Below are 11604 nucleotides of genomic sequence, written 5' to 3'. Positions count from 1 at the left end.
CGAGGCAACGCCTATCACTATGGTAATGAGCGCGAAGGTTTTCAGGAAATACCCGGTCTGCGCCTGCGCATCCAAGGCCTCCATCAGCTGTTCGGCTCCATCCGTCCAGGGGACAGCATCAAGTCCCGTCAACGCTCGGATCCGAAGGGCCGTGGCGTCGGCAGCGTTCAGGTCATTGAGCTTTATTTCGATCCGAGTCACGCCTTGAGGAATGGCAAAGAGCGTGCGTGCGGTAGAGAGGCTGACGAAGGCACGTGCGCTATCCATTACAGCGTTACCCGTCTCGAAGATTCCGCTCAGCGTCAGGGCCGACGTGACACCATTCGAGCTTTGTACCCGCAGTGTCTGACCGAGCGACAAGGCCAGATCGTCTGCTAGATCGCGGCCAAGCACAATCAGTCCCGAGCTCAGCCGCGCCGAGCCTTCGCCTATATAGCCACTCAGATCCAGGATCATGGACTCGCGCCCCGGCTCCACCCCCGTCACGCTGACCTGCCTGACTTGGGCCCCACGAGTCAGGAACCCCGCGCCGCTGATCTGCGGCGAGACGGCGCGGACCCCCGGTACGGCCTCGATCAGAGGCAGCCACGTGGCTGCCTCGGCCAAAGTCGCTGTTCGCGTACGGCCTCGTTCGGTCACGACGAGCACATGACCCTCAGGCGATATCAGCAGAGCGGGATCTTCGGTCTCGGCCTCGATGGTGATATGCGAGATGTCGCCCACGGTGCGCAGCATAATGAATTCGGCAAGTCCCCCGATCAGGGCGGACATGAAGATGAAAATGAAAACACCCACCGCGACGCCCACCACCAGAAGCGTTGTCTGCGCCTTGTTCGCCGTCAGGTACCGGGCCGCTATCTTGAGCGCGTAAAGCATCAGGGCTGGTCCACCAGGACGGCTTGCCCGGCCGCGATCCCAGTCGCATCCGCGATCACCACGTCGCCCTCGGTCAGACCTGCGGTCACGATCAAGCGCGCGGCGGGCCAATCCAGGACTGTAAGAGGCTGGAACTGTGCCAAGCCATCTGTGACCACAAGAACCCCAAGCTCGCCCGTGTTCGTCAGCATGGCGGTGCGTGGAACGGTCAGCGCCGCACTGCGCTGATCGACGATGATATTCGTCGCAACTGTCAAGCCGATGGGGGCCGTAACGGGCGCGTGAAAAGCTATCTTGATGGCGAGACCGCCCGTAGCTTCGTCCACGCGGGCCGAGACGAAGGTGACATGCCCCTCACGAGTGCCGATATCGCCCGCCAGTTGCAAGACGGCGGGCTGGTTGCGGACGATTTGAGTGGCATAGGCTTCGTCCACATCCGCTTCGACCACCAATTCGCTTAGATCAGCCAGCGTCAGCAGCGGAGTGGAGGGCCCGACGAGTTGTCCGACCTCGGCGTCGAGCGCTAGGATGCTGCCGAGAATCGGGGCGCGTATGGTGTAGCTCTCCAGCAAGGCCTGCGCCTGATCGAGGGCGGCGCTCATACGAGCCACGTCCTGTGCGGCCGATTGAACAGCACGAGTATCGCTCTCCAGCACGGTCTTTGCGACATTCGCACCGAGAGCCGCATCGCGCTCATAGGTTGCCAGCGCCTGTTGCTGAGCAACAAGGGCAGCATCAAGGCCAGCCATGGCCTGGCGAACAGCGGCATTCTGTGCCTTCGCATCGACCTGGGCCAATATCTGATCCGCCTCGACCAAATCACCCTCAACCACGGGAAGCGCGATTAGCCTGCCGGTCCCGGCTGCGCGAAGTTCAACCGAGGAAACTGCTGCGATCCGGCCATTGACAGCGAGAACCCGCGTGATGGGGGAGAATGCGGCAATCTCGACTGAGACTGCCGGGGCTCGCGCCATCCAAAGTTGCGAAGACGCGACGAAGGCTAGCGCTAGACCGGAGATTCCGAGGATGCCCCAGAGCCATAAACGCAGTTTGGGGACAGAGGGTTGCATTGCAGGGCGCAGGGCTGGGACACGCGACGCGCGGGCGGGTTCCGTGGACTGTGCCACGGTCAGGTTTTGCCGGGCAGTTAATTGTTCAGACTTGGTCAAAAAGGGCCACCTTCCTGAGTTACAACCGGAATGAGATTGCCGCCAAGCTCAGATCGGACCCCCACTCGGTCACAATACCCGCATCCGCTTTCCTCGCGCTGACATAAATCAATACGAGGCGCCCGGCCTTCTTGCCACACTTCAGGGTGCATTGGGCCGACATAGGCGGCCTGTTCGTCGGCGCGCGCGCCGGCCAGGCAAATGGTCACTCATGAATTCTCCCCTATCTATAGCTCACTTCGAGATAGGGGTTCCAGTCACCAGAAGGTCAAGGCCCCTAAGCGTAGCGCGGTATTTCAAGCCTATAAAGCACTGAAACAGATAGTTTCTTTACCGATATAGAAGATTCTGCGCGCAGTCTTGTGGACGCGAGCAACAATCTCAAAAACACTTGAGGCGGGCGATCCTAAGTCTGGCCTGAGATAGGGCTGCTTCAAATGCGCTTGAAAATAGTCCCGCGCAGCACCACGCGATTACGGCATTTGTCTAACAACCAGAGTTTTGGTACCAGATGCAAATGCGGACGCAAGCAGATGGTGCCAATGCTGGATGGAACCATCTCCAATTAGATAAATAGTTAGGAACGGCAATTATGAAGGTCCGCAACATTGTAGCAAATTCGTCAATTTTCGTGCTCAGTGCGTGCAATGCTTCGGGCATAAACGGAACTGGCGGTGCGAACACAGGCTTCATTGACGACCTACCCGAAGCCGTTATCGCAATGGCTGCCCCCTATCAGGATCTTGAAGCTGTCCGTCTTCTGCCGGAGGATGGATGTTACTGGTATCAGCATGTCGGACCGGTTGAAACAACCATGCTTCCGCTCATAACCGTCCGCGGCAACAAAATTTGCACCCGGCCGCGATCAGAACCGATCGCAACCAGCTAGACTTCATTAATCTAAACGATTGTACTGCCCCGATCTGGCGGCCTCAGTCAGTGATCGAACGTCGTCGCAACAATATCCGGCACGCACGAACACCCGCATACTTGCCCTCGCCGCACGGAGCGCAAGCTTCCAAAACTGCGCAATCCAGTCAGCTTTTCGCGCTGACTGAGCCTTCAGGTGGGTACAGAAAGGCCGTCGCGCCGGGCGATACCTGGCCGTAAAGCCCTATGATATGCGCCATCACCATCCTTACACAGCCGGAACTCGCGCGCCCGCCGATCGAGCGAGGTTGCGGGGTACCGTGAATACGAAGGTACGTGTCGCGGTTTCCCACGAAAAGATAAAAGGCCCGAGAACCGAGTGGATTATTAGGGCCGCCATCCACACCATTCTCGAATTGAGCGTAAGCGCCGGGATCGCGGAGGATCATGTCTTCGGTTGGCCGCCAAGTTGGCCACTTTGTTTTGCGCCTGATCGTATAGGTTCCCGGTTCGTATAAATTTCCCCGGGCGATGGCGACGCCGAACCTCAGCGCGGTGCCATCATTCTGGATGTGATAAAGATAGCGTGCAACGGCATCGACGTGAATGTCACCGGGGGTCAGTCCGTCATTGGCGTCAACGCGTGCTGGTAGAAATCGCTTGTCGAGGCCCCAAGGGTTCGACGTGGCCGGATCATAGTTCACCGGCGTCACCTGGGCGTCCCATTTGGCCCACATTGACGGCGGCGACACAGGGGCTGCCACGATCGGCGCCTGATAGGAACCCAAATCAGTCGGTTCACCAAACGCGGCACCCGCAATTGGCGACGAGAAGAGCGCAGCGGTTGTGGCAACAAAATGGCGCCGGGTTAGCATGGCAAGAATCTCCCAAAACAGCGGTGACAAAAACAGCCGATACGTCACAATGCGCCGGCATGTTGCACCAAAATCCTCTGAGCGGTCCAATCACACTTTCGTTCAACGCAAACGGCCTGTTGGGCATAGTTGCATATATACTTTCGGCCCCTCGCGATAAAACGAACATCGGCCCAAATCTGTTCCACCAAAACCGAACCGTCTCGTGGCTGATACTCGATCCCGCGCTCAGGCAGCGGGTCTTCGACATTCCGAAGCGAAAGCGGGAAGCGTGCGTGCAGCATCACAGCCAGTCGTACGATCTCGGGGTTCGTCTTGAAATTGCGAAAAGGGCTGCGTTTTGTCATCCCGAGAAGCTCGGGTCGCCGCCCTGCCCGGCTCATAACAGTTTCCTCTGACACCACCTAATCCATGCTTGGGAGGGAGCGCTGAACTCAACCGAGAAGCCATCCCCCATCCACATCCACCGTCGTTCCGGTGACAAAACCGTTCTTGATCACAAACAGAATTCCCTCTGCCACTTCGTTTGCAGTGCCGGCGCGCGGGATCAGGTTGTCTTGGGTCATCTTGTCATAAAGCGCTTCACGTTCAGCACCTTGCACAGGCACCATAGGCGTATCAATCGTGCCGGGAGAAACCACGTTGATACGGATGCGAGGCGCCACCTCACGAGCCACCGCGCGCACCATCGCTTCGACCGCGTTGCCGACAGAGGAAAGAGCAATCTGCCCCGGTCGACAGTTCCGCGCAGGTGCACCGGAAACGAGCGTGATGGAACCGCCGTCTGTCACATGTCCGGCGCCATATCTGACGACGTTGGCGTAACCCCAAAGTTTGTCGAAGGAACTCTTGAAGCCGTCCATGTCCATTTCGAGAAACGGACCGATTGCACGCCCGCCACCCGTTGCGGCACTCACAAGAATATCTATCGGACCGAGATTGTTCAGCAAAGCCTCGACAGCTGCTCCGTCAAGTACATCGCAGGATTGGGTCATCACATTTGCGGGCAATGGCCCGGCTTTGGAAGGATTGCGGCTAATTGCTGTGACCATTGCCCCGCCAGCGGCCAGCATCTGTGTGGTAGCAAGGCCAATGCCCGATGTACCGCCAAAGACGACGGCTCTCTTGCCAGATATATTCATGTGGAATTCCTTTCGTGATTTGAATCCAGATGGCTTGCGTTCTGTAGGCCTCGTTGAATCCTTTAGATGTCATTACCTTGTGATTGACGTTTCTGTCCTATCGAATGAATTTCTTCACATAGTCGGCTCCCAGACCAACCTTCTCGAAATGCGCACGGCACATATCGATCTTGGTAAAGACGTCTTCGTAACCCAGATGTTTGCCATAGGGATCAACGTAGTACATCACCCCGTTCACCTGAAAGTAGGTTATCATTTCGTCGACATCGTCGGGCACGACCAGCGTGTGTGTCTCGCCCGGAGGCTCGAAGACATAGCTACCTTCCTCGGCGACCCAGTCGTGCTCAAGGTAGTGCCAGTGGCCCTTCAGAACGAAACCGTGCACCGCGTTGGGATGACGGTGGCGTGACAGTACGCCCGACTTCGTCACCTTCAGCAAATTCATCCAATAGCCCTGCGAGACATTCAGACACAACGGGCGAAAGAACACATGCTCGGCCTGTTGCACCCACATGCGGTCATCGTTGGCGGAGAGCGCGTCGGCCACCACGATTTCGGGCAATGCATCAGGCGGCATTGGCAATTGATAAGGAACGCGGGGGTTTTCATCAACTTCTGCTACTGGCATTCGAAGATCCTTTTGATTCACATTGCGGCGTATCCGCCATCGACGTTGAGTATGGTTCCGGTCACGAATGCGGCGGCGGGACTTGCAAGAAAACACGCCGGACCGATCAGGTCTTCGGGCGTGCCCCAACGGGCCATAGGTGTGCGTCCGAGAATGACGTCTGAGCGCATAGGGTCATTGCGCAGGGCATCAGTTAGCGGTGTCGCGATCCATCCGGGCGCCAGTGCGTTGACCCGAATTCCATCCGGTGCATATGCGATGGCCAATGATTTTGTCAGCTGAGAGATGCCGCCCTTCGAGGCTGAGTATGCTGGAACCAAACCGCCGCCGAAGTAGCTGAGCATCGAGGCGATGTTGATAATCGTCCCCTTGTTCGCCGCCAAGGCGTCCCGCGCAGCGGCACAGACCCGCATTGTGCCGTTTAGATTGATGTCGATGACCTGCTGGAACACATCAGGATCATGCTCGGCCTCACGCCTAATTGTGCCCGCTGCATTGACGACAACGCAAAGCCCCTTGAGCGGCGCAACTAGCGCGGTTACTGCAGGGCCATCTTGCACGTCCAGGGCGGAATAAATGAGGTTTCCCTCAGCCTTTGGGATTGCACCCAAGCCAACGGCCAGAACCACATGGCCAGCGTCTGCAAAGCCTCGGGCAATTGCCTGGCCGATACCGCTTGTCGCCCCTGTCACCAGAACTGTCGGAGAAAACGTCATGACCATGCGGTGACTTTCTCTGCTTGAATTTGTCCATATTATGGACTATTGACCATTTAGTGAAATGTTTGCATGGCGATGACGGCACTGTCAATTGCCAAGACCGTAAGGACGTCTGGTAAATGTCAACTTCAGTTCAGGGAGCCCAAAGCTTTGCGCGCAGCATTAGCGTCCTGCAGCTAATCGCTGATGCCGAAGACGCCGTGAGCCGCGCTAGCCTTATGAAGCAGTGCGGGCTGACGCGACCAACTCTTTACCGGATCATCGCCTCGCTTGCGGCGGAAGGACTGATCGAAGCCACCGCTGAGAACCGCTATCGTATTGGTGGGCGTGTGGTCAGCCTGGCACGAACGGCTCTGGCGCAAAATGATGTTCGCAAAGTAGCTGAACCCTTTCTAAAGCGCCTGCGAGAAGCGACAGGTGAGACCGTTCATCTGGCGATCCGAACCGGAGATGAACTTGTCTATATTGATAAAATCGAAAGCCAGGAGGCTGTTCGGATGGCATCGACGATTGGAACGCGTGTTGCATTTCACTCGACTGCTGTTGGCAAGGGATTCCTCAGCGCGATGTCGGTAGCAAAAGCCAATGATCTGATCAGTCGGATCAATCTGCCCGCATTCACTCAATTTACGACAACGGATCGCGAAACACTGCGGGCGATCGTGCGACAAGCAGATCAGGACGGCTATGTATGCGACGATCAGGAAAACGAGATTGGTATTGTTTGTTTTGGTGCAGCTATTTGCGATTCCGTTGACAACCCGGTCGCCAGCGTTAGCGTTTCAGTCCCGCTGTTTCGCCTGGATGATGCGCGCCGATACAGCGCTCCGTTGCTGGAGGCGGTCGCTGCAATCTCAAAGCGAATGGGGTATATTGGCGCGGTTTAACCTTCCCTGACACCGAAAGACGACAGGATAAGGACATGCCGACCTGGCTACCGACCCTGATCACGGAAGCCCCCGAGGAAGGATATGACCTCGCCGTAAAGCTCTCACGCATGGCAATCAAACCGACCTAACCGGATCCGGACGCCCGCGATCGCCTGCGCTCGGCCTATGCCGAAGATGCTGAGGCACTGATCTCCGTCAGTCAGGTGGTTGCCACGCATTTCGCGACCGTGGCCGCAGCCAATTGCTTTTGGAAAGATGCGAGGTGACAACGATCGAAAATGGCAATGATGGCTTCGTCGTAGACGCAGAGATCATCGCGGAAGCCTTAGGAGTGGCCGCTTTGGTGATCCAGGGCCTCATGCGGCCCAATGTGATCTCCTCGCGGTGCGCGAAGGGCGTGGGCGAGGATGAGGGGGTCTGGCGATTGACCTTCTTCCACAGCAACCGTGCCTTTCGCCTGACTGTCGACAACACCAACCAAATCCTCAGTCGCGCCCAGTTCGACGCACCGCGCCAACGCAATGGAACAAAACGACAAGCAATGTGAATGGTGCTGTCGGCGGTGTCAGGCTAAGCGGGTCTATGCGTTCTGCCGCCGCCCTGAACGTCTAAGCTAGGACATAATTTCCATATTTTCTTGATGATTCTCGATCACGCGGCGCTAAAGCAGCCGGAATTCTCCTCCCAAAATCCAACAGATGAGGTTAATCTGACAATCCGCGAAAAGATCTTCACTCAGGCGCTTTGGAGTTCTCGGTCTTTAACGGAGTGTTGTCTTTGAGACGGATCGCCTGGCGCTCGATCATGCGATGCACTTTGGGGCGCACTTTTCCACGATGCAGCTTCAAGAGGCGCTCGTAGGACTCTGCATCGGCCTGGGTTCGTCGCTCATGGTGGCGAATGTACTCAACCCAGGTGGGGACATGATAGGTCTCGGTCCAGATATCAGGGTTTTCCAGGTCTCGCAGCAGCGTCCACTGCTGCGCCCCGTCGCGAATTCTGACGCGTCGCCGTTCACTCATCGCGGCCAGGAATTCGGGCACATCGTTTTGGACAATCTCATAGTCGACCATGATCATGATGGGGCCACTCCGCTGTTTAAGATCCAGACGCAAAGATGGCTCTTTAAAGGTGTTGAGCGGGTCGAGATTGAGGTTTGTGAAGTCAGGGAGCGGGACGCGTAAGCCGACCATTGCTCCAACAATCAATAGGGCGGCGGCCGAGAACATCGCCCGGTCCACGCCGAAATTTTCGGCCATGGCGCCCCACGCCCAACTTCCACCCGCCATGCCACCGAATACGCCGGTCTGGTACAGCGCGAGGGCTCTGCCGACCACCCAGCGTGGTGTGGATAATTGGATCGTAACGTTGAACAACGAAAGGGCCATCACCCAGCTTGCGCCGGCAAACAGCAATGCCGCTCCACTGAACATGTAGTGATGACTTAGGCCCAGTGTCATGCTGCTGACCGCAAAGGCAAGGAACGCCGCGCGCGTAATATGTTCATTGTGAAATCGTGCCCGTAAGCGAGCGTTTAGCAGCGCGCCGCACACTGCCCCTGCCCCGAAACACCCCAGTAGCACGCCATACACGAAGGCCCCGCCCTGTAAGAGTTCCCGAACGATCAGCGGCAACAGCGCCAGGATCGCGATGGCCGATAGGCCAAACAGAAAGCCACGAAAGATCACTTTCATCAGGTTAGGCGACATGGCAACATACCGAAGCCCAGCAGAAAACGCACTGCCCATGGGTTCGCGTGGCAGGCGGCGCTGTGGAGTGGCAGGCCGCCAGAACCAAAGGGCGGCAATGATGCCAAAGTAGCTGAAGGCATTCACTACAAACGCTGCCGCGACACCTGAGATGGCCACGATTGCGCCGCCTGCAGCGGGACCGATGCTGCGCATCAGGTTAAAGCCCATGCTATTTAGCGAGACGGCTGCCGAAAGTTCGTCGCGCGACACGATATCGCCCATTGATGCCTGCCAAGAAGGGTTGTGCAAAGCCGTGCCGCAACCGATCAGAAAAGTGAACGTCAAGAGCAGCCAGGGTGACAGAAGCCCCTCATAGGCCAGAACGGCAAGTACGATCGAAACCAAGAGCATGAAGGATTGTGCGATCAGCATGACCCTGCGGCGGTCAAAATTGTCGGCGAAAACCCCTGCCAGGAGCGAGAATATCATGATCGGCAGTGTCACTGAGGACTGCACAAGCGCCACCATGCTTTGGGACTGGGTCAGCGACGTCATCAGCCAGGCCGCTCCTACCGCTTGGACAAGCCCCCCGAAATTTGAGGCAAGCGCCGCAATCCACAGCATCCGGAAAGTCTGGTTGCGAAAGAGCGTCAATGTTGATGTGCTTTGCGGCAACAGACGCTCCTTTCCATGACCAACGCCTGCGACGGCAGTGTCAGATTAAACGGATCTAATCGCTCTGCCACTGCTCGGAGCCTTTAAGCTCGGGCACAATTTCTTTGTATTCTTGATGATCATCAACCAGCGCGACACGAATGCCGCCGAAATTCCTCCCCCAAACCGTAGCAGATGAGTCTAATCTGACAATGCCCATGCAGAAGATCCGCTACATTCCGAAGAGAACGCGAAAATCGAACGTAGAGCCACACAGCCAGCCAGGTAATCTCAGCACTGGTTTTGACGTAGCGAAATGGTGAGCGTTATGTAATCCAATCAAGCTGCGAACCCGCACGATCGACCTCAAACGGGTTTGCTCTGACAATCCTCGGGCCGATCTTATCTGGCCAACTTTCTCCCGGATACCACAATCACTGCCACGATAATCGCGCCGGTAACTATCAAACGATATCCCGCCGAGAGCCCAAGCGTGTTCAGCATTGAAACCAGTAAGAACATGAATAGTGACGCGCCCCACAATCCTGTCAGATTGGCATAACCGCCAGCAACCGATGTGCCGCCAATGACCACTACCGCAATGGACATTAGCAGATATTGCTCGCCCATATTCAGGGCAGCCCCACCAGAAAAACCAGCCAGAAAAAATCCGCACACGGAAGCAAACACGGCGCACATCAGATAGGTCAGAAAACGAACCCGCTCGACCCGTATCCCCGCCAGTTTTGCGGCTTTCTCGTTCTGACCCACCGCCAGCACCGACAAACCGAAACGGGTACGATGCAGCAAAAACGCCATACCGACTGTCACGACCAGAACCACCAGCGTCAAAATCGGCACGCCCGCAACTTTGGCCACGGCGAAATCGCCAAGAACTTCAGGTGGCTTCACGCGGAGACCGCGGTTCGACCAGATGGCTGTAGATTGATACAGAAAGGATGCCGAAAGCGTCGCAATGATTGGAGGGATACGCAGAAAAAGTATCAGCAGGAAATTGGTTGTTCCAATCGCCAGACCAACACCAAGCGAGATCAGAAATCCTGGCACCAGAAGGCCCGGATCGCCATTCATGAACTTCATTGCAAGCGTCGCAGACAGGGTCATACAGGCCGGTATCGATAGGTCCACATTGCCGGGTCCAAGGGTGATGACAAACATCTGTCCGATCGCGACAATGACAAAGAACGTCCCAAAAGACGCGGCGGCGGACATCACTTGCCCACCAGCGCCAAAGCCGGAAACGCCAGTAATGATGACCCACATCGAAACCGCGCCGAACCAGGCCCAAACCCAAGGTTTTTGAACAAGTTGCGACACCCAAGTCATATGCGTCGCTCCCGCGAACTGACTAAAAGCCGCAAGGCCAAAACCAGGATCAGAATGGCCCCTTGTGCACCGATCTGCCAATCTGGATTAAGTCGCAGAAAGCTTAAAAACGAACCAGCAAGTGCAAGCGTGATAGCTCCTATAACTGCTCCGACTGGCGACACCCGCCCGCCGACAAACTCACCGCCGCCCAGAATGCCCCCAGCGATAGAAAGCAACGTATATCGAAGCGCGATATTGGCGTCCGCCGATGTTGTCAGTCCAACCAACGCCATCCCGGAAAATACACCGAACAGGCCCGCCAATGAAAACATCGTCACTTTGACGCGCAATAACGACCACCCGGCGCGTTCGACCGATTTCGGATTGCCCCCCGCCCCGCGCAACACGGTGCCGGCAGCCGAGCGCATAAGCCCGATGTGAACGACCAGCGCAATCACTACGGAGGCGATAATCGGAAAGGGCACAAGTGAAGGTTTCAGCGTCATAAGCGTGCGGATCCACTCCGGGGCCGATCCACCCGGGGTTGGTAAGATCAGAACGGCGATGCCAGTCCAAACGAATGACATGCCCAGCGTTACGACAATCGAGGGTAAGTTTCGCAAATGGATCAACGCCCCAAGTGCGCCATAGGCAACAACGCAGGCCGCCAGTGCCAATACGCCTAGGAGCGGTGTGTCGTTCAACCAAGTCGCAGTGATGCACGCCGTAAGTGAAACAAACGCTCCAAGCGAAAGATCAAG

Annotated in this window: 12 protein-coding genes and 3 pseudogenes; 4 read left to right on the top strand and 11 right to left on the bottom strand. The window is 56.8% G+C overall.

Features of this window, described 5'->3' with window-relative positions; all coding sequences use genetic code 11:
• Positions 1–876 (bottom strand): ABC transporter permease (locus Q1B15_RS00875; RefSeq protein WP_299748736.1); only part of this gene is annotated, 876 nt, incomplete at its 3' end.
• Positions 876–2045 (bottom strand): efflux RND transporter periplasmic adaptor subunit, encoded by a 1170-nt coding sequence (locus Q1B15_RS00870; RefSeq protein WP_299748733.1) that lies wholly within the window; start codon positions 2043–2045, stop codon positions 876–878. The genes Q1B15_RS00875 and Q1B15_RS00870, both read right to left, overlap by 1 nt.
• A gap of 592 nt (positions 2046–2637) precedes the next feature.
• Between Q1B15_RS00870 and Q1B15_RS00865 the strand changes: the two genes are divergently transcribed.
• The gene (locus Q1B15_RS00865; RefSeq protein WP_299748730.1) at positions 2638–2934 is read left to right on the top strand and encodes a hypothetical protein; all 297 of its coding nucleotides are present in this window, start codon (positions 2638–2640) and stop codon (positions 2932–2934) included.
• A gap of 148 nt (positions 2935–3082) precedes the next feature.
• On the opposite strand, the gene Q1B15_RS00860 is transcribed toward Q1B15_RS00865, so the two are convergent.
• The 5 genes and pseudogenes from Q1B15_RS00860 to Q1B15_RS00840 all read right to left on the bottom strand — a co-directional run bounded on the left by Q1B15_RS00860 (position 3083) and on the right by Q1B15_RS00840 (position 6282).
• Entirely contained in the window at positions 3083–3790 is a 708-nt protein-coding gene (locus tag Q1B15_RS00860; RefSeq protein WP_299748728.1) for a L,D-transpeptidase, read from the bottom strand.
• A 163-nt stretch (positions 3791–3953) separates the two neighbouring features.
• A pseudogene (locus Q1B15_RS00855) lies at positions 3954–4137 on the bottom strand (IS6 family transposase); the annotation flags it as partial.
• Positions 4138–4224: 87 nt separating this feature from the next.
• Positions 4225–4932 carry an SDR family oxidoreductase gene (locus tag Q1B15_RS00850; RefSeq protein WP_299748725.1) on the bottom strand — a complete coding sequence of 236 codons (708 nt, stop codon included), beginning with the start codon at positions 4930–4932 and terminating at the stop codon, positions 4225–4227.
• Between the two features lie 97 nt (positions 4933–5029).
• Positions 5030–5560 carry a 2,4'-dihydroxyacetophenone dioxygenase family protein gene (locus tag Q1B15_RS00845; RefSeq protein WP_299748722.1) on the bottom strand — a complete coding sequence of 177 codons (531 nt, stop codon included), beginning with the start codon at positions 5558–5560 and terminating at the stop codon, positions 5030–5032.
• 17 nt (positions 5561–5577) lie between these two features.
• Complete coding sequence (locus Q1B15_RS00840) at positions 5578–6282, bottom strand: SDR family oxidoreductase (protein ID WP_299748720.1); 705 nt, start codon at positions 6280–6282, stop codon at positions 5578–5580.
• Between the two features lie 116 nt (positions 6283–6398).
• Between Q1B15_RS00840 and Q1B15_RS00835 the strand changes: the two genes are divergently transcribed.
• The 3 genes and pseudogenes from Q1B15_RS00835 (at position 6399) to Q1B15_RS00825 (ending at position 7716) form a co-directional block, all read left to right on the top strand.
• Entirely contained in the window at positions 6399–7166 is a 768-nt protein-coding gene (locus Q1B15_RS00835) for an IclR family transcriptional regulator (RefSeq protein ID WP_299748717.1), read from the top strand.
• A gap of 35 nt (positions 7167–7201) precedes the next feature.
• Positions 7202–7435 (top strand): annotated as a pseudogene (locus Q1B15_RS00830) (hexameric tyrosine-coordinated heme protein).
• Positions 7432–7716: a DUF6522 family protein gene (locus Q1B15_RS00825; protein ID WP_299748714.1), complete on the top strand. Its 285-nt coding sequence runs from the start codon at positions 7432–7434 to the stop codon at positions 7714–7716. The pseudogene Q1B15_RS00830 and the gene Q1B15_RS00825 overlap by 4 nt, the downstream one beginning before the upstream one ends.
• Positions 7717–7900: 184 nt before the next feature.
• Here Q1B15_RS00825 and Q1B15_RS00820 read toward each other — a convergent pair whose 3' ends face one another.
• The 4 genes and pseudogenes from Q1B15_RS00820 to Q1B15_RS00805 form a co-directional block, all read right to left on the bottom strand.
• Positions 7901–9535: an MFS transporter gene (locus tag Q1B15_RS00820; RefSeq protein WP_299748711.1), complete on the bottom strand. Its 1635-nt coding sequence runs from the start codon at positions 9533–9535 to the stop codon at positions 7901–7903.
• Between the two features lie 197 nt (positions 9536–9732).
• Positions 9733–9849 (bottom strand): annotated as a pseudogene (locus Q1B15_RS00815) (IS6 family transposase); the annotation flags it as partial.
• A gap of 67 nt (positions 9850–9916) precedes the next feature.
• Positions 9917–10861, bottom strand: a complete 945-nt coding sequence (locus tag Q1B15_RS00810) for an ABC transporter permease (protein ID WP_299748708.1) — start codon at positions 10859–10861, stop codon at positions 9917–9919.
• On the bottom strand, positions 10858–11604 hold a 747-nt coding region (locus Q1B15_RS00805; RefSeq protein ID WP_299748705.1), incomplete at its 5' end, for an ABC transporter permease. The genes Q1B15_RS00805 and Q1B15_RS00810, both read right to left, overlap by 4 nt.

This window comes from uncultured Boseongicola sp., assembly GCF_937988555.1.
In the GTDB taxonomy this organism is placed as follows: Bacteria; Pseudomonadota; Alphaproteobacteria; order Rhodobacterales; family Rhodobacteraceae; genus Boseongicola.
Note: the sequence above shows the minus strand (reverse complement) of the source record. Positions and strands in the feature narration are given on the sequence as shown.